This is a genomic window from Methylorubrum thiocyanatum, assembly GCA_014138645.1.
GTDB classification, from domain to species: Bacteria; Pseudomonadota; Alphaproteobacteria; order Rhizobiales; family Beijerinckiaceae; genus Methylobacterium; species Methylobacterium thiocyanatum.
In genome coordinates, this window is record JACJIB010000001.1 from 529,314 (window position 1) to 549,569 (window position 20,256).

The following is a 20,256-nucleotide window of genomic DNA, read 5'->3' on the forward strand; positions in this document are numbered from 1 at the left end:
GCTCGGGCCTCTACACCGGCCTGTGGGAGCCACCGGCCTCGACGGACGGCGGACACCCACCCGAACACGGCGTCGCACGGTTCCAGCGTAAGCGGGTCTCGGACCGGTTACGCCGCGAAGGCGCGGATCGCGGCGACGATCCGGCGCCGATCGAACGGCTTTCCGAGCACCACGCCGCGCGACGGGATCTGGCTGGCGTCCCACGGCTGCGAGGAGACCATCAGCAGCTCGATCGGCGGCCAGCGGTCACGGATCGACAGAGCGAGCTGCATGCCTGCGGTCGAGCCGCGCATGTCGAGGTCGGTGAACACCGTGCGGATGTCGGTCCGGGTTTCCAGGATCTGGATCGCCTCGCGCACGCTGTTGGCCTCAACCGGCTCGCAGCCCGCCTGCTCGACGAAGTCGACGAGTGACATCATCAGGATCGGGTCATCCTCGACCACGAGCACGTAGGTTGGAGCGGAGGCTTGGAACTGCGCCATCGGGGTTAGTGGACCAGGACCTGAACTTCGGCGAGCGGGGCGCGGAACTCGGCCCGCAGGCCGACAGGGTCAAAATCGAGGGTTGCCGATCGGGTTCCCATCAGCCCCATGCGGATCAGCTTCGAGCCGAACCCGCCCCGGTTGCTCGGTGGCGTCACAGCCGGGCCGCCATGCTCGCTCCAGTCGAGCACCAGCGTCGGCACCTGGCTTCCCTCCGTGCGCCAGCCGATGCGAACACGGCCGGCATCCGCCGACAGCGCACCGTACTTGAGGGCATTGGTGGCCAATTCGTGCAGCAGAAGCGACAGCGACAGGGCGGCCTGGGGCGAGATGTCCATGTCCGGTCCATCGAGCGCGAACCGGTCCATGTCCGTCTGCATACAGAGCACGCTCTCCATGACCGCGCGCATGCGGGCCGCCGACCAGCTCTTCTGCATCAGGACGTCGTGGGCGCGCGACAGGGCGAGCACGCGCCGCTCAAACGCCTCCACGGGCTCGCGTTCCGTGACGCCCCGCAGCGTCGAGGCGGCGATCGACTGGACGATGGCCAGCGTGTTCTTGAGCCGGTGCGCCAGCTCTGCATTCAGTACGGTCTGCAACTCCTGGGCGCGCACCCGGGCTACGCTGACCTCGACGCGGTCGGCCACGTTGCGCAGGAACGCCAGCTCGTCAGGGGTCCAAACCCGTGAGGTGACGTCGTGCACGATAAACACCGCGACCGTGCGACCGCGCTCGCGCACCGGCATGTGGACGAAGGCGGCAATGTCGAAACCCTGCCAAGTGGATGCGTCATCCCGCGTGCGCGGGTCACTGGCCACGTCGTTGACGACCAGCGCCTCGCCACGCTGCAGGGGCGCGCGGATGTTGCCGAAGTCGTCGTAACGGTGCCGGCCAGCCACGCTGCCCTGGCCAGGGGCGGTCCAGTCCAGTTCGATGTCGATGAATTCCACATCGCCGACGATCAGGCCGAACCCGGCGCGGGTCGCACCGAGGGTCCGGCCGACGATCTCGGATGCCGCCTGGGTCATCGCCGGAATGGTGGTCAGGTCGCGCAGGCGATCGACCAAGCTCAGCAGAGCGTTGCGCCGGGCATCGGCCTCGATGCGCGCCGTGATCTCCAGGAAGATGACCGCGAAACGTTCACCGTCGAGCTTGAACGCCCGGCCCTCGTACCAGCGACGCAGGCTGCCGACCTGACGGGTAAACGTCGTCGCATGGCCTGTTTCGACGACCTGGGCGAACTCGCTGACCCACTCATCTTCGATGCCTGGGAACACCGCGCGAATCGTGCGGCCGACCACGGTCGATGGGTCGACACCAAGCAACTCGCCCCAGGCCGGATTGACCTCGACATAGCGCCAATCGGTGACCCGGCCGGCCTCGTCGCGGACGACCTCGCCCACAACGAAGCCTTCGTTGAGGCGGTGGAACAGCCCGCGCCAGAAGGTATCGCTGGCGCGCATGCCGGCATGGGCGGTGACCTCGCCAAGGCCACTGGTCGTGACGCCGGCAAACAGCCGCAACAGTTCCAGATCGTAGGCGGAGAACGCCTCCGGCTTGCCGGACTGCAACTGCAGCACGCCGAGCAGCGTGTCGCCGCGCAGCAGCGGCACCGTCACGGCCGAACGCAGGTTCAGCGGCGCGATCAGGTCGCGGTTGACGTAAGGAGCCGTGAACGCATCCGCCATGCGCTGCGGCATGCGCGTGGTTGCGCAATGGCCGGCCAGGGTGCCCTGCATCCCGATGCGCAGGCCCTGATACGGGACGAGGGTGCCGCGCACGGTGCGGAACTCAAGGGCATCGCCGTCGATCAACTGGACGGCACCGCCTTCGGCCGCGGGCACGGCGCGCATGGCGCCGTCGATGATCGTGCGCAGGACGGCATCGAGGTCGTCGCCGAGGGCTGTCAGCGCGGCCTGAGTGTCGCGCAGGGCCTCGCGGGCCAGGTAGGCCCGCCGTTCCTTGGCACGGGTCAGATCCCGGGCGAGCAGGGCGCGGCGCAGCTCCAGCTGGGTCATGACTTGGCGCGCCAGCGCGCGCAGGTCGTCGGCCTGGGTGTCGGTCAGCCCCTCCGGCCGGGGCTGATGGTCGATCACGCACAAGCTGCCGAGCACCTGGCCCTCGGGCGTGACCAGCGGCGCGCCGGCATAGAAGCGGATGAACGGTTCGCCAACGACCAGCGGGTTGGCGCTCGTGCGGGGGTCGGCGGTCAGGTCGGGGATGATCAGCAGCTCGTCGGGCTGCTCCAGCGCGTAGGCGCAAACCGAGCTGTTGAGGTCGGTTTCGCAAGCCGGGAACCCGGCCCGCGCCTTGAACCACTGCCGATCGCCGGTCACCAGGCTCACCAGGGCGACCGGAACAGCGCACAGCCGGCAGGCCAACGCGACGATGTCGTCGTATCCTGGCTCGGCCGGGGTATCGAGGATCGCGTAGCTTTCCAGCGCCTCAAGGCGCGCAGGATCGCTGACGACGGGGGGAAGGGTCACAGGCGGCATCGGCAGGAGCGCGTTACCGGACTGGCATACGACAACGGCCGCGCTGCGTCAGCAGGCAGAAGTGCAAGAGGGAGCAAGACGTCATTTCCCTGCGCGAAGAGGTCGAGCGATCCGGTGGATACAGCCGGTACGGAACGATGGCGGCGCATCGTCAGATCATCGTGTTCTCGCGAGGGCAGCCAAGTGACCGGTTCGCCTGCTTTGGCCTGCACTCCGGACGGATGCCTTGCGATCCGCGAAGGACCGTGTCCCGCCCTTAACAATCCTTCGACTATCCAAGCGGCGCGCGCTTTGACTTGGGGAAAGGCACCCTACCGCTCCGCGCGAGCTGGCTGGGCGTGGGCGCTCCGCCTCAGCGAAGTCGGACCGAGACCGCGAACGAGGTGCGGATGCGGGCCTCCTCGCTTCCGTCCACGATGAGGGCGAGGCGGGAGGGGCGCCGACCCTCGGGCCACGCCGCCCTGTGCATCGACGGGTGGACGCGGTGCTGCACGCCGTGGACGGCGACCGGTCGCGCCGCGCCGGCGAGATCAAGGATGCCCTTGACCCTCAGGATGGGGGGCCGTGACGGGTGCGCAGCATCGACAGCCGGATCCCGAAGCCGGTCCCGTCGATCGGCCGCTCGCCCCTCCGCCCGAGGCCGAGCGGCGCTCCCGGTGCGCAAAGGCGCGCGCACACGCTGGCGAGCGCGGGGCATCAGGATCTCTCGTTCGCGGGACGCGCCGATGGCTTCCGGAACGGCCCGATCAGACGCTCGTACTCGGCCTCGGCGGGGCCGTAGCTGTTGCCTGCGAGGTCGCACAGCATCCCGCGGTCGCGGACGATGATCAGGGCGCGCCGGGCATGGATCGCGCCGTAGCCTTCGAGCGCCTGGATCGCGAGCGTCACGGTCGACCGCTGGGTCGCCAGCATGATCGACAGGAAGTCGTGGGTGAGCGAGAGTTCGTCGCCCTCCAGCCGGTCATGCGCCATGAGGATCCAGCGGGCCAGCCGCTCCTCGACGGAGTAGGCGCCGTTCGACATCGCCGTCTGGCTCACCGTCATCATGACCGTGTGGGCGTAGCGCAGCAGCAGATCGTGCAGGGCGGGGCTGGCCCGGAGGGCCTCGCGGAACGCCGCGGCCCCGATCCGCAGCCAGGGGCCCCCGACCTGGACCAGAAGCTCGTGCGGGGCACGGTCCACGCCCAGCACGCTGGCCGTGCTGACCATGCCCTCGTGGCCGAAGCAGCCGACTTCGATCCGCCGCCCCTCGCTGGTGACGGCGACGTTCGACGACAGCCCGGCTTCCGGGAAGTAGACGAAGTCCAGCGGGTCGCCGACGGCCCAGAGGCGCTCGCCCTTGCGGGTCTCCACCCGCTCGAACTGCGGCAGGAGCGCGTCCAGCTCGCCCGGCGGCAGGGCCTGAAGCAGGCGGTTCTGCGGTGACGACACGCCCATTTCGGCCCGGCCCCTCTCGTTTCCCTGCAGAAACGCCAAGCATGGACAGGGAGTTCGATCGCGTGAGGCGGCGTGCCGTCAGCCCCGCCCCGAGGCCGCGACCGGCCGCGGCGCGCGGCCGAGCGCGCGCCGCCCGGCGCGGCGGCGCAGGACATAGAGCGTCAGACCGGTGGCGAAGAAGCCGGGGAGGGCGAGCGCCGCGAGGCAGAACAGCAGGGCCATCGGCGCGCCGAAGAAGCGGCCGCGATGCACCTCCAGCATGTTGTCGGCCATGCGCGGGCCGAGACCCGCCTCGGCGGCGCGCCGGTCGTCGAGCCCAGCGCCGGTGCGGGCGTCGTAGGTGGCCTCGTTGCGCAGCGTCGCATGCGGGGCGTGCCAGCGGATGCGGATCGTCCCCGCCTCGGGGCCCGGCAGCGTCAGGGTCGCGAGAGCGGCCGTATGCGTCGCCGAAAAATCCGCCCAGGCCTTGTCGACCGCCGGGATTCCGTCGGGTGGCTTTCGATCGGACGACGTGTGATCGGATGACGTGTGATCAGCGGATTTGCGGCCGGATCCGCCCTCGGCGGGGCGCGTCTCGGCCCGATCCGGGGGCGCCTGTCCCGTGAGGAGCCATGTCGCGGCCGCGCGATACCCGTCGTAGGACCACCACAGGCCCGAGAGGGCGATGACCGCGTAGACCGGCAGCAGCCACGTCCCGGCGACGGCGTGAAGCGACCACCAGCGCGCCCGGCCGGGCCGGGCGAGGCTCGGCCGGAGCCAGACCCGCCAGCCGTGCCGTCCGGGCCAGCGCAGATACAGCCCGCTGCCGAGAAAGACGAGGAGGGCAATGGCGCACAGGCCGGTGATCGTGCGGCCCCATCCCTTACCGTCGCCGGGGATCAGCAGCCAGCGGTGCAGCGCCCGCACGGTGGCGAAGAACGCCTCCAGCCGCACGGGGCCGAGCACGGTTCCGTCCGTCGGGTCGGCATAGACGGAAGGTGGCCGTTCACCGCCGGCCCGGTCCCGGGCGAAGCGCGCCACGGCGCTCGGAACCACGCCGTGACCGGACGGCTCCGACAGGGTCAGCGCGGCGACCCGCCGCCCCGAAAGCTGCGCCTCGATCCGCGCCGCGAGGGCCGAGGGAGTGAGCGCCGGCCGGTCCTGCGGTGCCGCGACCTGCACCCGGTCGCGGTTGGCGAGCGCGGTGATCGCCTCCTCGTAGCTCATCAGCGCGCCCGTGAAGCCCATCAGCGCGAGCACGAGCCCGGCGGTGAGGCCGAGTGCCCAGTGCAGGCGAAACAGAACGGTGCGGACGGGGGAGAGGGCTGCGGGCATGCGGCTCCGGAAGGATCGGGCGGGTCTCGGTCGGCATCGCCCTCAGTAGCGGGCCGTCAGGCTGGCGAGCACCGTCAGGGGGGCACCGGGCAGGTTGTTGAAGGTGTTGAACGGCTGCTCGATGTAGCGCCGGTCGGTGAGGTTGCGGCCGTTCACGGCGAAGCGCCAAGTCGGATCGATCTCGTAGAACACCGTCGCATCGAGACGGGCATAGGCGCCGACCTTGTAGGTGTTGGTGATGTCGCCGAAGCGCTCGCCGACATAGGTGACGCCACCGCCGAAGCCGAAGCCCCGCAGGGGGCCGCCCTGGAACTGGTAGGTGGACCAGACGCTGGTGCTGAAGACCGGCGCCGCGGGCAGGCGGTTGCCGACGGGGATGAAGCGGTCCTTCGTGACCTCCGCATCGAGATAGCCGATGCCGCCGATGATCTTCCAGCCCGGCAGGATCTCGCCGGCGATGTCGCCCTCGAAGCCCTGCGCACGCTGCTCGCCGGTGATGATCGAGAAGCCGGTATTGACCGGATCGGAAGCGGCGACATTGGCCCGCAGGATGCGGAAGGCGGCGCCGCTCAGCGTGAGCCGGTCGGGAATCAGGTCGAAGCGGGCGCCGACCTCGACCTGCTCGCCGGTCTCCGGAGGTGGGCTCGCCACGTTGAGGATGTTGGCGCTCTGCGGGACGAAGGAGGTGGTGTAGCTGCCGTAGAGCGTCAGCGGCTCCACCGGTCGCCAGACGATCCCGACCCGCGGCGAGACGCCGGTCAGGTTCTGCTCCGGGGGGCGGGCCGCGTTGGTGGGCGTGCGCTGGAAGTAGAGCTGGTTGGCCGTATCGAACCGCACGCCCAGTACGAGTTGCAGACCGGGGAAGAACTCGATCTGGTCCTGCAGGTAGAGGCCGAACAGGCTGAGCTTCTGCCGCAGGTCGCTCTGGAGGCTCAGCGTGCCGACCTGCGGCACCGAGCCCCGGATCGGGTTGAGGAAGGAGACCGAGGTCGCCGCCCCTTGCGTCGTGAAGGGATGGCGGTAGCCGTCGACGATCTCGAACCCGGCGAGCCCCGTATGGCGGAAGCCGAACGGATCCTCGAACCGCACCAGCGCCTCGGTGCGGCTGTCGATCGAGTGGTAGATCGATTCCACCTCCGTCAGGCGCCGCGTCACCGAGGTGCCGGCGGCGTTGACGCCCGTGGCCCGGGTCGCGAACACGTCGAAGGCGCCCCACTGGCCGTTGATCGCCTGCCGCAGGGTCAGAGTCTCGTTGACGTCGTGCTCGGCGAGCAGGGTGATCGCGTTCGATTCGCCGTAGTAGCGCGACCACGGCTCGCCGTAGTAGCGGCGGACGTTGTCGAGCGGCACCCGGCCGCGGAAGGCGATCAGGCCCTCGTCGTACTGGCTGTGCTGACGGGTGAATTCGGCGTTGAGGTAGACGCGGGTCGACGGATCGGGATTCCAGAAGAAGGCCGGCGCGAAGAAGTGGCGGGAATTCTCCGGGCCGCCATAGTCGCGGAACGTGTCCTCGTTCTGGGTGCCGAAGCTGAAGCGGGCGGCGAGCCCCTCGACGCTCGGGATCGCCCCCGACACCGACCCTTGCGCGCGGCGGAAACCGAAGGAGCCGCCCTGGAGGGTCAGGTCGGCGGAGGGGGTGAGGGTCGGCTGGCGCGTGACGATGTTGATCAGGCCGCCGGGATCGCCCTGGCCGTAGAGCACCGAGGCCGGTCCCTTCAGCACCTCCACCCGCTCGACATTGGCGAGATCGCGCTGGGTCGGCTGGAAGGAATTGGCCGGGCTCTGCACCAGCCCGTCGATGGCGTAGGTCTGGGTGCGGAAGCCGCGCAGGATGTAGGTGTCGGAGCGGCCCTGGATCGTGCCTCCCGGCTGGACGTTGCTGACATTGGTGAGCGCGTCGGTGAGGCGGACGCTCTGCTGATCGACCAGCACCTCGCGCGGGACGACCTGGATCGATTGCGGCGTGTCGCGCAACGCTGTGTCCGTCCGCGTCGCGGTGGCCGAGCGGGCGGCGCGGTAGCCGACGACGGGGCCGCCCGCCCGCTCGCCGCTGCCCGTGACCGAGAGTTCGGCCAGCACCGCTTCGCCGGCTTCCGGCGGCACCGTCTGCGCGCGGGCGCCGAGGGGGAAGGCGAGGGAGCAGGCGAGGGAGCAGGACAGGGTGAGACCGGGCAGGAGGCTTGAACCGGCGAGCGGATTGAGCGGCCGACCTGTGTCGCGACCTGTTCTTCCCTGCGCTTCGGTGCCCATCGCCGTTCCGTTTCGAGAGCCGGCTCCTCGAAGCCGATACGGCGCGTTTACATAGGTTGCCTCGCGAGCTGCAAGGATTGGATCCGGCGTTCTGCCAACGGCTCCCGGTAAAAGATAACTTGTTGCCAAGTAACAACAAATTATTTCAGGTCTAAACTGCGCCTTGCTGCGTACCGGGCTGCGATCTCGACACGCCGCGCCAGGACCGATTGCCTCCGTTGATCACGGGAGCGTCGCGAAGCCGGGCGCCTCGGCTGCTCCGACTCCTCGGCGCGAGAGGCCGCCACGACGTTTGACCGCGACCGCCGACAACCCCGATCCAGAGACAGCATTGTGAGACGAAATGCGTGCTTAATCAGACAAAAAGATCCAAATTGTAATCATGAGACGATTTTGCGAGAATATGGGACGATATGAGGGGTCTCTGATTGAACTTGTTCTGAGTATTTAGGGGACGGGAAAGTCGGCTGCCTGTTGATGATGGCTTCGTTGGCGCGGTGAGCGCCTGCCTCAATCCGAGTGGCCGCATGTCACCGAGGACCACGCTCTCGTTTGCCGCACGGCCGAACCCGTGTGCCGGTGCTTTCGCCCTCGAAGAAGAGGCCCTTGCGGCGCAGGAGCGCTCTCTTCCGGACCGGGTGCCGGTTCGACGCGAGAGAACGCATCGAAGCAACGGCTTGGAGCCCCTCCCGATCACGAGGTCATCGGGAGCCGCTCCAGTCCGAAGCTGACATCGGCGTCTCCCCAAAATCCTATCGTCTCGAAGAGCCATCCTCCCTTGAGCAGCCTCGCCGAACTGGTCGACACGGTCGAGCAAACCCTCAGGACGGTCGACGCGTCGCATCATCGGCGGATGCTTCTCGGCGTGACCGACCTGCTCGTCGGCCTGTCCGCCTCGCTCTCGAACGTCCATTGGGAGACGTTCGATGAAGTGCTCGGACGACTCGTCAGTGCGGCGGAGGTCGATGCGCGGCAGGCGGTGGCCGAACATGTCGGCACGTTGGCGCAGGCGCCACCCGGCCTCGTCCGCCAGCTTGTCGCGGACAAGGCCGGCCTCGTTGCCGGGCCGATCCTCCGCAGCCGGATCGCATTGTCCGATGCCGTCCTGATTCACGTGGCGCAGAGCCGCAGTCAGGACCATCTGGCCGCCATCGCCCAGCGGACCGTGCTCAGCGAGCCGGTCTGCGAGGCCGTGGCCGCCAAGGGGAACGACGCCGTTCTTCGCATCTTGCTCGCCAATGCCGGCGCGCAGCTCTCGAACAGGACCCTGTTCCTCATGGCGACGCGCTTCGAGGACGAAGCCACGCTGACCGCAGGGTTGGCACAGCGAATGGATCTTTTGCCGCGACAGCGGGCGGAGCTTCTGCGCGAGCGTCGCTACGAACGGGCGCGGGCGCGCATGAATGGCGGCGCGCCGCAGGCCTGGAAGGGCTCCAAAGCCGAAGCGGCGGTCGCCCTGCGAATCAAGATCGGCCTGGATGACGGCGACGTCCAGCATTGGCTGAGCAATGGTCGTACGACCGAAGCGCTGCTCGCCCTTGCCCATCTGGCCCGCATTCCCGCCGACCACGTCTTCGCCGCCCACGCTTCCGCGGATCTTCGGCGCCTGACGTTGTTCGTTCGCTGCGCAGGGCTCGGAACGGCGACGCTGGCTCGCCTTCTCTGCACCGTGGAGCGACCGGAGGCGCGGGGAGACCTCGGCAGGATCCTGTCCGCGTTCAGGGCCCTCTCCGTCGAACAGGCGCGCGCCGCCCTCGAACAGGAGGCCCTCATCGGCGAGGCCTAGAGCGCATTTTGACGAAGTGGAAGCCGCTTCGCCGAAGGAATGCGCGTCAAATCAGAGCCCTAGAGGCGCCGACCTGATGCAATCAGATCGGGTGCGGTTCGAGGCGTCCGGCAACCGTGCCGGGCCGCGAGCCCTCGCCTTGGCCGTCCTCTTGGGTCTACGATCGAGACGGTCGTTCCGAAGGGCGGTCCCCGGCTGTCGGGACGACGCTCCAGGAGCGCGATTGCCGCCGCGGGGCGCACCGACATGCGACGCCTTCTCAAGTTCCTGCACACGATGGGGGCGGTCGGGCTGATGGGGGCGATGGCCTGCCTCATCGTCCTGCTGAGCCTCACCCCGCCGCCCGATTCGCTCGCCGGCTACGCCCTGATGCGCGGGGCGATGGGCGCCGTCGCCACCTGGATCTTCCTGCCCTCCCTCGCCCTGACGCTGGTCGCCGGGCTCCTGGCGGTCGCGCTGCATCCGGGTTTCCGCGAGGCGGGCTGGGCCTGGGTCAAGCTCGCCACCGGCGTGCTGGTGTTCGAGGGCGGCTTCGTCGGCATCCAGGGGCCGATGCAGGAGGAGGCCCGGCGCAGCGCCGCCGCGCTCCGCGGCGAGATCGATCCCGCCACCCTCACCGGCGCCCTGGCGGCCGAGCGCAACACGCTCTGGGTGATTCTCGCCGTCGCGGTGCTCAACGTCGTGCTCGGCATCTGGCGGCCGCGCATCCTGCGGCTTCCCCGCCCCGACCTGTCGCGGCCGGCCTGACGGATTGCGCCTGCCCTGAGCGTCTTCGAGGGGAACGGTTTCCGGCGAAGTCTCGTTGCGGCCCCCGGGGACGTGTCGGATACAAGGGGTGCGTCCGCACGGCTTGCCGCAGGCAGGACGGACGAGACGGATCGCAGGACGGCGGAGGAGCGCGATGGCGACGCGAGGCTTTACCGGGCGGCCCCCCGCCGCTTCGATCCGCGAGCGGCTTCCACCGGGCCAATACCTTACCGACGACTTCCCCGTGCTCCAGCTCGGACCGACGCCGCGCGTTTCGACCGAGGGCTGGCGTTTCACCCTGCGCCACGGCTCGCGGCCGCTGGCGAGCTGGAGCTGGGACGAGTTCGCGCAACTGCCCCGCACCCGCTGGGGCGGCGACATCCACTGCGTGACCAAATGGTCGAAGTTCGACACCGCCTGGGAGGGGGTGAGCTTCGACGACATCCTGGCGGCGGCCGGCCTCGAGGCGCCGACGGGCTTCCTCCTGGCGGAGAGCCACGACGACTACACCACCAACGTGCCGGTGGCGGATCTCACCGGCGGACGGGCGATGGTGGCGACCCTCTACGACGGCAAGCCGATCCCGCCCGACCACGGCGGCCCGGCCCGTCTCCTCGTGCCGCACCTCTATTTCTGGAAGAGCGCCAAATGGGTGAAGGGCCTGCGCTTCACGGAAAGGGACGAGGCGGGCTTCTGGGAACTGCGCGGCTACCACATGTACGGCGACCCCTGGCGTGAGCAGCGTTTCAGCGGCGACTGAAGGATGGCCCGACGTGAACGGCTCAGCGCCCTCTCCCTGGCGGGCCGCGACGATCCGGGCGATCACGCCCGTGACGCCGCGGGTGAAGAGCTTCCGCTTCGATCCCCTGGACCGGCCGCACCGGGCCGGGCAGCACGTCGATGTGCGCCTCACCGCACCCGACGGCTATCAGGCGCAGCGCAGCTACTCCATCGCCTCGGCACCGGGTGACCCGGCGGGCATCGAACTGATGATCGAGGGGCTGGAGGCGGGCGAGGTCTCGGGCTTCTTCGACACGGTCGCCGAAGTCGGCGACGCGATCGAGCTGCGCGGCCCCCTCGGCGCCTTTGCCTGGAGCCCGGAGGAGGGCGGACCGGTGCTGCTGATTGGCGGCGGCTCCGGCGTCGTGCCGCTGCTCGCCATGGTGCGCGAGCGCGCCCTGCGCGCGCCGGAGGTGCCGATGCTTCTGATCTACTCGGTGCGCAACGCCGCCGAGGCCATCGCCCGGGCGGAACTCGCCGCGCGCTCCCGCGACGAGACCGGCTTCGACCTGACGCTGCTGCTCACCCGCGAGGGCCCGACCGCGGGCCGGCGCATCGACCGGGTGATGATCGACACGGCGATCGAATGCCTCGGGATGCCGCGCCACGCCTTCGTCTGCGGCGGCAACGGCTTCGTCGGGACTGTGGCGGACCTGCTGGTGGATGCCGGCGTCAAGCCGGGCGTGGTCCGCACGGAGCGCTTCGGCGGCTGATCGTCCCCGATCCGCCGCCGGAGCGGCGGGTGTCAGCCCTCCTCGTCGCCGTCCGTATCGTTGTCGATCAGGTCGGAGACGTCGTCGTCGCCGTCCTCTTCCTCCAGGAAGGTGTCGTCGTCCGCACCCCCGCTGGCGTCGTCGCCGCTCTCTTCGTCGTCGACGCTGATATCGGTATCGTCCTCGCTGGCCTCCGCCTCGTCGAGGGAGACGATCTCCGGACCGCCCTTCTCGTCCTCGTCCTCGTCGTCATCCGAGCGGCTGGCGACGGGCGGGGCCACGCGCGACGTCGCGACTTGGTAGATCGTGCCGCATTTCGGGCAGGTCGCCGGATCACGGTCGAGATCGTAGAACTTGGCACCGCAATTCATGCACTGGCGTTTGACGCCGAGTTCCGGTCTAGCCACGGCTGCAAACCTCTGGGGACGGATAGGGGGAAAGGATCCGGGAGAGCGGCCCCGTTAGTCGCAGCCTCCGCCCATGTCAAACGTCATGTGGCGTCGTGTGCGGGGCGGCGCGCCGATGTGCGGAGCCGTGGGCTTGGCCGGAACGCGCAGGGCGGGAGAAGCGGGGGCGTCAGGCCCGGCGCGACCACTTGCTCTGCCGCCGCTCGACGGTGACGCGCAGGAAACGACCGAACGGCGTACCGCCCACGCGTCCGCTGCGATCGAACCCGTGCAGGACGGCTTCGAGGGCGACGATGCGTTCGCTGGGGCGGCGATAGGCGCTCTCCAGCTCGTTCAAGGCATCGAGGACGCGTTGTCCGGCCGCCGAATCGGCGGCGGTGGAGGCGTGATCGACCTTGCGCAGGCACTGGCTCACGGGCGTCATGGCGCTCAACATAAACCTATGTTCAGCTTTGTCGAGGCTTCGAGGCTGTTCCACGCCTCCTTTCCGCGCATTCCCCACAGAACGAATGCGCAGTGGCAAGTAGAGCGTCCTCCGGCAAGCGATCAGCGGTAGCAGGCTGTTCTCCTGCGAGCGTTTTTCGGCAGAGGGGCTGAGGGGATCGGCATCATCCTACCGCGATGCAGCTCGCTCCGGATCGGCGAAAGCGGCCGGGTGCGCTCCGCTGGCGGCCTTCCGGATGACGCGGGCCGGCCCGCATGGTAGGGGCGCCCGTCGCGCCGGGCCCTTCCCGGCGGGCGGCCCTCGGTGCCCTCTCGGGTGCCGATACGCCTCAGCGCTCGAGCAAGACGTAAGTTCCCGTGTCGCACGATTCCGAACCGCAGCCCGTCACCGCGCATCCCGCAGGCCCCCTGACCGGGGCCCTGAAGCCGCCGGGCGACAAGTCGATCTCCCACCGGGCGATGATCTTCGGCCTGCTCTCCGTCGGCGAGACGCGGGTCGAGGGATTGCTGGAGGGCGACGACGTGCTGCGCACCGCCGCCGCCGTGAAGGCCCTGGGCGCACAGGTGACCCGCGAGGGTGAGGGCCGCTGGCGGATCGTCGGCGTCGGCATCGGCGGGATGCAGGATCCGGATGGCGTGCTCGATTTCGGCAATGCCGGCACCGGTTCGCGGCTGATGATGGGCGTGGTCGGCGGCCAGCCCGTCACCGCGACCTTCGACGGCGATGCGAGCCTCCGCAAGCGGCCGATGCGGCGCATCCTCGATCCGATCCTGAAGATGGGGGCCGAGGTCGTGTCCGAGGCCGAGGGCGGACGTGTGCCGCTGACGCTCAGGGGCCCGCGCGAGGCGATTCCGATCCGCTACGAGCTGCCGGTCGCTTCGGCGCAGATCAAATCGGCGGTGCTGCTCGCCGGGCTCAACGCGCCGGGCACCACCACCGTCATCGAGAAGGCCGCCTCCCGCGACCACACCGAGCGGATGCTGCGCCTGTTCGGCGCGGACGTGTCCGTGACGCCGTCGGGAGAGGGCGGCCACGGCCGCACCGTGACGCTAACCGGACAGCCGACCCTGCGCGGCACCGACGTGATCGTGCCGGCCGATCCGTCGTCGGCCGCCTTTCCCCTGGTGGCGGCGCTGATCGTTCCGGGCTCCGAGGTGACCCTGCGCGGCGTGATGATGAATCCGCTGCGCACCGGGCTCATCACCACGCTGATCGAGATGGGCGCTGACATCGAGCGCCTCGACGAGCGCGAGGAGGGGGGCGAGACGGTGGCCGACCTGCGGGTGCGCGCGAGCCGCCTGCACGGCGTCGAAGTGCCCGCCGAGCGGGCGCCGTCGATGATCGACGAGTACCCGATCCTCGCGGTCGCGGCGGCCTTCGCCGAGGGCACGACCCGGATGAACGGCCTGCACGAATTGCGCGTCAAGGAATCCGACCGGCTCGCAGCGGTCGCCGCCGGGCTCGCCGCCAACGGCGTCGGCTACGACATCGAGGGCGACGACCTGATCGTGACCGGCAAGGGCGAGCCGCCCGTGGGCGGCGGCACGGTCGCGACCCATCTCGATCACCGCATCGCCATGGCGTTCCTCGTCATGGGGCTCGCTACGAGGAAACCCGTCACCGTGGACGACGGCGCGATGATCGCCACGAGCTTCCCGAGCTTCCGCCCGACCATGCTGGCGCTCGGCGCCCGGATCGAGGACGGGGCCGCCGCATGATCACGGACAGCCTCGGCGCGCACGGCCGGGCCGCGCCCCTCTTGATCGCCATCGACGGACCGGCCGCCTCGGGCAAGGGGACGCTCGCCAAGCGCCTCGCCCTGCATTACGGCCTGCCGCATCTCGATACCGGCCTGCTCTACCGCGCCGTGGCGCTGACCCTGATCGACGAGGGGAGCGACCTCGACGATACCGGGGCGGCGGCGCGGGCCGCCTCCGCCCTCTCGGCCGAGCGACTCTCCGATCCGCGCCTGCGGGAGCGGGCGATGGGCGAGGCGGCCTCGCGGGTCTCCTCCGTGCCGGAGGTGCGCGCCGCGCTGCTGTCCTGGCAGCGGCGCTTCGCCGAGAACGCCGAGGGCGCGGTGCTCGACGGGCGCGACATCGGCACGGTGGTCTGCCCGCAGGCGCGGGTGAAGCTGTTCATCATCGCCGCCCCGGAGGAGCGGGCGCGGCGGCGCCACCGCGAGCTGCTCGGCCGCGGCGAGGAGACGACGCTCGCCGCGATCCTCGCCGACATCCGCGCCCGCGACGCCCGCGATTCGAGCCGCGCCGCCGCGCCGCTGAAGGCCGCCGAGGATGCGGTGGTGCTCGACACCACCGAACTCGATGCCGAGGCCGCCTTCGCCGAGGCGGTCGCCATCGTCGAGCGCCTCAAGGCCGCCTGAGGATGGCCGCCTGAGGATGGCCGCCTGAGGATCTTGTCGGATCTCGTGCGACATCCGTCCGGCCCCTTCGACCCGGCGGATGTCGGCTCGGCTCACCGGCGGCGTTAGCCCCCCGGTCCGTCTCCGCCGAGCCAAGCCGTCGCTCGCGCAGCCAGGGCCTGCGGATCGCCCGAGAGGTGCAGCCGCTTGGTGCGCGAAGTCTCGCCGGAGACGAGCGTCACCTCCGACTTCCGCAGCCCGAGGCTCTTGGCGACGAAGGCGGTGAGGGCCGCATTGGCAGCGCCCTCGACCGGCGGGGCCGCGACCCGCAGACAGAGGACCGGCCGCCCGTCCGGCTCCGCGCGAATCCCGTCGAGGCCGGTGCGGCCGGCCCGCGGCGTCAGCCGCACCGCGAGGATGAGGCCGTCCGCGCAGGCGGTGAAAGGGCATTGCGTCACGAAGGTCACTCTGGCGCCGTTTCCCGACCGTGGAGGCGATCCTGCATCGGCAGGTCCCAGTCCCGGTCGAGCCCTGTCAAGCATCGCCCCGGACGAGGATCGCCCCCTTTCGAAAGACGAGGCTTTGGTTGCCGCAAGAGCCGCTCCGTCGATCACGTGACGAAGAGTGGCGGACCTGTGCCCGAGCCACCCCTCAGCGTCGTCGCCCGAGGCGGGTCGCGAGAGGGCAGCGGGCAACAGGGGCGTGGCGGCGAAATCTGTGCGAAGCGCCGGCCCGAAGCGTCGTGAGAGCCTCACGCCTTCGTGAAGCTCGCCCAAGATGGAGCCTGTTTGGCTTGTCCCGCGTATCCCGGCAGCGTCGAGGTTGCCTCATCCCCGGTCGCGGCAACCTGAGCGCATGGGATCGCGCACTACCACAGGTTATTGCAGCTGTCGTAGCCACGAGATGTCGAGCCGCAGCGCAGCAAGATTTAACCTTTGTGGGTTTCTTCTTGCCCGACGCAGGCCGCAAGACTCGATGATGCCGAACCGCCCGGACGACGCCGACATCATGTACCGTCTCCTGGTCCAGGGGGTAACGGACTACGCGATCTACATGCTGTCCCCGGACGGCACCGTCGTGAACTGGAATGCTGGGGCGCAGCGCGCCAACGGCTACACGGCCGAAGAGATCATCGGGAATCACTTCGCCCGCTTCTACACGCGGGAGGATCGCGCCGCGGGATTGCCCGGGCGGAATCTCGAGACAGCGCGTCAGGAGGGCCGGTTCGAGGCTGAGGGCTGGCGCCTGCGCAAGGACGGCTCACGCTTCTGGGCCCATGTCGTCATCGATGCGATCCACGACGACGATGGCCGCTTCATCGGCTTTGCCAAGATCACCCGCGACAACACCGAGAAGCGCGCCAGTGCCGTCAAGCTCGATGCCGCCCTCGGCAATCTCGACCTTGCTATGTCCAACATGGTCCAGGGTCTGTGCCTCATCAACGGCGAGGGGCGCGTGGTGCTCGCCAACGAGCAGATGCACGAGATCCTCGCGGGGCCGGGCTGCGATCCGCTCGTGGGCGCGACGATCGGAACGGTGCTGTCCGACGCACTGAGCGAGACCGCCGCTCTCGTCTTCGTGACGGACCACTTGCGCCCCGACCTCGGCCTCGACAGCTCCGCGGTCTCCGAGATCGTTCATCGGGAGCGGATCCTGTCGGTCACGACCCGACGCCTTGCCGCAGGGGGCTGGGTCTCGACCTTCGTCGATGTGACCGAGCGGCGCCAGTTCGAGCAGCAGATCCAGCACTTGGCCCAGCACGATCCCCTGACGGATCTGGCCAACCGCGCGACGCTGCATCAGGCCCTGACCGAGACCCTGGCCTCCGAGACGTGGGAGAGCTGCGCCGTCCTCTACATCGATCTCGACCGCTTCAAGCCGATCAACGACACGTTCGGCCACGCCGCCGGCGACCAACTCCTCCAGGAGGTTGCCCGGCGCCTGCGGCGGACGGTGCGGGCACAGGATGTTATCGCGCGCCTGGGCGGCGACGAATTCGCGGTGATCCTCAGGCCCTCCGATCCGCGGCAACTGGCGGGCACCGCGCAGCAGATCCTCGAAGTCCTCAATCAGCCCTACGCTGTCCGGAGGCTCCCGATCCGGATCGGCGCCAGTATCGGCATCGCCGCCGCGCCGCTGGCCGGGCGCGATCCCGACCTGCTCCTGCGCAATGCCGACCTCGCCCTCTACGAGGCCAAGAAGGAGGGTCGGAACCGCTACAGCTTCTACAACCCGTCGATGGGCGACATCGCCGCGGCCCGGGCGAGCCTGGAAGCCGACCTGAACCGGGCCGTGGAGCGGCGCGAATTCGTCCTGCACTACCAGCCGATCGTGCGCGCCCGCACCGGTGCGACCATCGGCTTCGAGGCGCTGCTGCGCTGGCGGCGGCCGGACGGGGTGGCGATCTCGCCCGCGGACTTCGTGCCGGCGGCCGAGGAGGCGGGGCTGATGCCCGAGATCGGTGCCTGGATCCTGGCCGAGGCGTGCCGCGAGGCGGCGGCCTGGCCCGCCCATCTCACCGTGGCGGTCAACGTCTCGGCGACGCAACTGCGCAGCGCCCTGTTCATCGACGCCGTCGAGCAGGCGCTGGCCGCGAGCGGTCTGGCGCCGCACCGGCTGGAGGTCGAGATCACCGAGACGGCGGTGCTCCAGAACCGCGAACTCGCCCTCAGCCTGCTCCAGCGGCTGCGGACCATGGGGGTGATGATCGCGCTCGACGATTTCGGCACCGGCTACTCGTCGCTGAGCTTCGTCCACACCTTCCCGCTCACGCGCCTCAAGATCGACCGGAGCTTCGTCCAGGGGCTCGGTCAAGATCCGCAATCGACGGCGATCGTGCGGGCCATCATCGGCCTGTCGCGCAGCCTCCGCCTGGCGGTGACGGCCGAGGGCGTGGAAACGGAGGAGCAGCACCGGCTCCTGGCGCGGGAGCGCGGTCTCGACCTGCAGGGCTATCTGCTGGGTCGCCCGGAGTTGCCGGCCCGCTTCGATACCGTCGGCGCGCCGCGCAAGCCGCTGCGCCGCGCCGAAGCACGATCCATCTGAGGAACCGCGATCCTCGCGAGCCGCCTGATCGCGGCCTGACCGCTTCCGGCCAGATCCGCGCCGGCCAGAATCACGCTGGCGATGTCCGCGAGCGCCGACGCATCGCCCTCGGCCGGGTCGGTGATAGAGGTCGGGGACGCGGCACCGCGAGCCGCGGCTTTGACGGATTTCCTGCCAATCCCGTGCCTCCGGTCCAGTGCAATGCTTGAACTTGTCCGCACAGACGAAGCTCAATTGTGCACAAGAGGCAGATTGAGGCCGAGGTCAGCGCAGATGAAGGGCCCGGATGCGCTTGCGCCGTCCGGGTCAGACTGGTAGCGGGTTGTCCGTTGCCGGTTTAGCTCAGTTGGTAGAGCAACCGCCTTGTAAGCGGTAGGTCGCGAGTTCGAGTCCCGCAACCGGCACCATTCCCGCTTCTGATCTTGCCGAGGGGCGGGCTGATTCCGTCCCATGACGCTGTCGTGTCGGGCGCCCGCTATCCTGGAACGATCCGCGCCTCAAGCGCCGGAGACCGCCTTCGAGCGCGCGGCGGGAGCATCCATTTCACAACTCCAAGAGTTATAACCAAGGATGGTGCGCCTGCGCGTGCTTTGAGGCTCTGTCCGGTGGCGGCGAATGCGCTCGACCACGGGGGGAGGGCACAGATCCGGATGGGGCGTTCGGAGAAATGCGCAGCGCGTTGAGCTTCACGCCGCCCGATCTGCAGGAGGCGCGGCTCGACACGGTGCGCCGCCGCTTCGTCTTCTACGTTCCCGGTTACGATCCCGAGGCCCGGACCCGCTACCGGCTGCTCTTCGTGCGCGAATGGGCCCGCTACGCCAAGCGGTTCGGCGGCGGCGGGCGCGCGATCTCCCGCGCCGACCTGAGCGAGGACGGGCTGGTTCAGAGCTGGACCGTGACGGCGCCCGAGCAGGGCGAGGGGGCCGAGACCCGCTACGACGTTCTCCTGTGGGACGACATCGTCGCCGCCGACTTCGCCCGCTCCCGCTTCCTCAGCGTGGCGCTCCTCGTCGCGGGCACCCTGCATGCGATCCTGCTCGGCCTGCTGTTCCGCTTCTACCGGCTGAACTGGAAATACGGGAACGTCATCCTCTACCCCTTCGTGATGGTGATCCTCCTCACCGCTCTGTCGGCCGTCATCGCGGTGGTGGTGCATGCCCATCTCGGCAATGCGTTCGGCCACAGCCTCGGCCTGCCGCTTTGGGTCTCGTTGCCGCTGGGCGTGGCCGCGGGCCTCGTCTGGATCAAGGCCATCGAGGCCTTCCTGAACCGCGTCTTCTTCTGGCAGCTCCTCAACGACTGGGTGTTCAATTGGCAGCACGGTCAGGGCTGGCGGCCCGATTACGAGCGGCGCCTCGATGCCTTCGCCGGACACATCCTGTCCCGTCTCGCGGCGCGGAGCGCGGCGGGGGAGACGGCCGACGAGGTGATGATCGTCGGTCATTCCTCCGGTGGGCTGACGGCGGTGGAGGTCGCGGCCCGGGTGCTCGCCCGCGATGCGGAGATCGGCACCTCGGGGGCAAGCCTGTCCCTCGCGACGCTGGGGTCGGGATTGCCGCTGGTGGCGATGCAGCCCGCGGCCGTGCGCCTGCGATCGGAGATCGCCCGCCTCGTCACGGAGCGGCGCCTCGTCTGGTGCGATTTCCACGCTCCCCAGGACTGGATGAACTTCCCCGGCTTCAATCCGCTGCACGACCTCGATCTCGGCCTGGGCGGCGCCCCGGTTGCCAATCCCCTGATCCGTTCGGCGCGCTTCCGCGACTTGCTCTGTCCGGAGACCTATCGCCGGGTGCGCTTCCGGCCCTTCCGGATGCACTTCCAGTTCCTTCTCGCGAACGAGCGGCCCGGCGCCTACGACTTCTTCGCGATGACCCTGGGCCCGCAACGGCTGCGCGAGCAGGTGCTCGCTCCCGCTGCGTGCCCCGAACGTGAGCCCGCCCTTCCGCTCTGATCCGGCGTCGCCGCGCGCCCGTGCCCGCGCATGGCGGGTGAA

At 69.6% G+C, this 20,256-nt stretch carries 17 protein-coding genes and 1 tRNA gene; 9 read left to right on the forward strand and 9 right to left on the reverse strand.

Going from position 1 to position 20,256, the window contains the following annotated elements; genetic code table 11:
* Positions 1-107 precede the first annotated feature (107 nt).
* The 6 genes from HNR51_RS02405 to HNR51_RS02430 form a co-directional block, all read right to left on the reverse strand.
* Positions 108-482, reverse strand: a complete 375-nt coding sequence (locus HNR51_RS02405) for a response regulator (RefSeq protein WP_012453977.1) — start codon at positions 480-482, stop codon at positions 108-110.
* Positions 483-487: 5 nt separating this feature from the next.
* Positions 488-2,968 carry a GAF domain-containing protein gene (locus HNR51_RS02410; protein ID WP_239681625.1) on the reverse strand — a complete coding sequence of 827 codons (2,481 nt, stop codon included), beginning with the start codon at positions 2,966-2,968 and terminating at the stop codon, positions 488-490.
* A 361-nt stretch (positions 2,969-3,329) separates the two neighbouring features.
* Complete coding sequence (locus HNR51_RS26910; protein WP_182553865.1) at positions 3,330-3,674, reverse strand: CobW C-terminal domain-containing protein; 345 nt, start codon at positions 3,672-3,674, stop codon at positions 3,330-3,332.
* The gene (locus tag HNR51_RS02420) at positions 3,674-4,414 is read right to left on the reverse strand and encodes a Crp/Fnr family transcriptional regulator (protein WP_182553866.1); all 741 of its coding nucleotides are present in this window, start codon (positions 4,412-4,414) and stop codon (positions 3,674-3,676) included. The genes HNR51_RS26910 and HNR51_RS02420 overlap by 1 nt, the downstream gene beginning before the upstream one ends.
* Positions 4,415-4,492: 78 nt before the next feature.
* Positions 4,493-5,728, reverse strand: a complete 1,236-nt coding sequence (locus tag HNR51_RS02425) for a PepSY-associated TM helix domain-containing protein (RefSeq protein WP_182553867.1) — start codon at positions 5,726-5,728, stop codon at positions 4,493-4,495.
* Between the two features lie 42 nt (positions 5,729-5,770).
* Complete coding sequence (locus HNR51_RS02430; RefSeq protein ID WP_182553868.1) at positions 5,771-7,978, reverse strand: TonB-dependent siderophore receptor; 2,208 nt, start codon at positions 7,976-7,978, stop codon at positions 5,771-5,773.
* Positions 7,979-8,756: 778 nt separating this feature from the next.
* On the opposite strand from HNR51_RS02430, the gene HNR51_RS02435 reads away from it, so the two are divergent.
* The 4 genes from HNR51_RS02435 (at position 8,757) to HNR51_RS02450 (ending at position 12,004) form a co-directional block, all read left to right on the forward strand.
* Entirely contained in the window at positions 8,757-9,764 is a 1,008-nt protein-coding gene (locus tag HNR51_RS02435; protein ID WP_182553869.1) for a DUF2336 domain-containing protein, read from the forward strand.
* A gap of 246 nt (positions 9,765-10,010) precedes the next feature.
* Entirely contained in the window at positions 10,011-10,511 is a 501-nt protein-coding gene (locus HNR51_RS02440) for a hypothetical protein (RefSeq protein ID WP_182553870.1), read from the forward strand.
* A 154-nt stretch (positions 10,512-10,665) separates the two neighbouring features.
* Positions 10,666-11,271 carry a sulfite oxidase-like oxidoreductase gene (locus tag HNR51_RS02445; protein WP_182553871.1) on the forward strand — a complete coding sequence of 202 codons (606 nt, stop codon included), beginning with the start codon at positions 10,666-10,668 and terminating at the stop codon, positions 11,269-11,271.
* 13 nt (positions 11,272-11,284) lie between these two features.
* The gene (locus HNR51_RS02450; RefSeq protein WP_182553872.1) at positions 11,285-12,004 is read left to right on the forward strand and encodes a ferredoxin reductase; all 720 of its coding nucleotides are present in this window, start codon (positions 11,285-11,287) and stop codon (positions 12,002-12,004) included.
* 32 nt (positions 12,005-12,036) lie between these two features.
* Here the strand turns inward: HNR51_RS02450 and HNR51_RS02455 are convergent, their stop codons facing one another.
* Both HNR51_RS02455 and HNR51_RS02460 read right to left on the reverse strand, forming a co-directional pair.
* Positions 12,037-12,411: a TIGR02300 family protein gene (locus HNR51_RS02455; protein WP_182553873.1), complete on the reverse strand. Its 375-nt coding sequence runs from the start codon at positions 12,409-12,411 to the stop codon at positions 12,037-12,039.
* 169 nt (positions 12,412-12,580) lie between these two features.
* Positions 12,581-12,847 (reverse strand): hypothetical protein, encoded by a 267-nt coding sequence (locus tag HNR51_RS02460; RefSeq protein ID WP_182554017.1) that lies wholly within the window; start codon positions 12,845-12,847, stop codon positions 12,581-12,583.
* 365 nt (positions 12,848-13,212) lie between these two features.
* On the opposite strand from HNR51_RS02460, the gene aroA reads away from it, so the two are divergent.
* Together aroA and cmk are read left to right on the forward strand one after the other, a co-directional pair.
* A complete protein-coding gene (gene aroA / locus HNR51_RS02465; RefSeq protein ID WP_182553874.1) occupies positions 13,213-14,574 on the forward strand; it encodes a 3-phosphoshikimate 1-carboxyvinyltransferase in 1,362 nt (453 codons plus the stop codon).
* Positions 14,571-15,239 carry a (d)CMP kinase gene (gene cmk / locus HNR51_RS02470; RefSeq protein WP_182553875.1) on the forward strand — a complete coding sequence of 223 codons (669 nt, stop codon included), beginning with the start codon at positions 14,571-14,573 and terminating at the stop codon, positions 15,237-15,239. The genes aroA and cmk overlap by 4 nt, the downstream gene beginning before the upstream one ends.
* A 104-nt stretch (positions 15,240-15,343) precedes the next feature.
* Here cmk and HNR51_RS02475 read toward each other — a convergent pair whose 3' ends face one another.
* Positions 15,344-15,676 (reverse strand): DUF167 domain-containing protein, encoded by a 333-nt coding sequence (locus HNR51_RS02475; protein WP_182553876.1) that lies wholly within the window; start codon positions 15,674-15,676, stop codon positions 15,344-15,346.
* 520 nt (positions 15,677-16,196) lie between these two features.
* Between HNR51_RS02475 and HNR51_RS02480 the strand changes: the two genes are divergently transcribed.
* The 3 genes from HNR51_RS02480 to HNR51_RS02490 all read left to right on the forward strand — a co-directional run bounded on the left by HNR51_RS02480 (position 16,197) and on the right by HNR51_RS02490 (position 20,214).
* Complete coding sequence (locus HNR51_RS02480; RefSeq protein WP_182553877.1) at positions 16,197-18,263, forward strand: putative bifunctional diguanylate cyclase/phosphodiesterase; 2,067 nt, start codon at positions 16,197-16,199, stop codon at positions 18,261-18,263.
* Positions 18,264-18,594: 331 nt separating this feature from the next.
* Positions 18,595-18,670: transfer RNA gene (locus HNR51_RS02485), tRNA-Thr, on the forward strand.
* 260 nt (positions 18,671-18,930) lie between these two features.
* Positions 18,931-20,214 carry a hypothetical protein gene (locus HNR51_RS02490; RefSeq protein WP_012453994.1) on the forward strand — a complete coding sequence of 428 codons (1,284 nt, stop codon included), beginning with the start codon at positions 18,931-18,933 and terminating at the stop codon, positions 20,212-20,214.
* Positions 20,215-20,256 lie beyond the last annotated feature (42 nt).

Bases quoted from the DNA above. Each gene is read 5' to 3' on its own strand.
- HNR51_RS02405 (WP_012453977.1), bottom strand. From the start codon at position 482: ATGGCGCAGTTCCAAGCCTCCGCTCCAACCTACGTGCTCGTGGTCGAG.
- HNR51_RS26910 (WP_182553865.1), bottom strand. From the start codon at position 3,674: ATGCCCCGCGCTCGCCAGCGTGTGCGCGCGCCTTTGCGCACCGGGAGC.
- HNR51_RS02420 (WP_182553866.1), bottom strand. From the start codon at position 4,414: ATGGGCGTGTCGTCACCGCAGAACCGCCTGCTTCAGGCCCTGCCGCCG.
- HNR51_RS02425 (WP_182553867.1), bottom strand. From the start codon at position 5,728: ATGCCCGCAGCCCTCTCCCCCGTCCGCACCGTTCTGTTTCGCCTGCAC.
- HNR51_RS02430 (WP_182553868.1), bottom strand. From the start codon at position 7,978: ATGGGCACCGAAGCGCAGGGAAGAACAGGTCGCGACACAGGTCGGCCG.
- HNR51_RS02440 (WP_182553870.1), top strand. From the start codon at position 10,011: ATGCGACGCCTTCTCAAGTTCCTGCACACGATGGGGGCGGTCGGGCTG.
- HNR51_RS02445 (WP_182553871.1), top strand. From the start codon at position 10,666: ATGGCGACGCGAGGCTTTACCGGGCGGCCCCCCGCCGCTTCGATCCGC.
- HNR51_RS02460 (WP_182554017.1), bottom strand. From the start codon at position 12,847: ATGTTGAGCGCCATGACGCCCGTGAGCCAGTGCCTGCGCAAGGTCGAT.
- cmk (WP_182553875.1), top strand. From the start codon at position 14,571: ATGATCACGGACAGCCTCGGCGCGCACGGCCGGGCCGCGCCCCTCTTG.
- HNR51_RS02480 (WP_182553877.1), top strand. From the start codon at position 16,197: ATGCCGAACCGCCCGGACGACGCCGACATCATGTACCGTCTCCTGGTC.
- HNR51_RS02490 (WP_012453994.1), top strand. From the start codon at position 18,931: ATGCGCAGCGCGTTGAGCTTCACGCCGCCCGATCTGCAGGAGGCGCGG.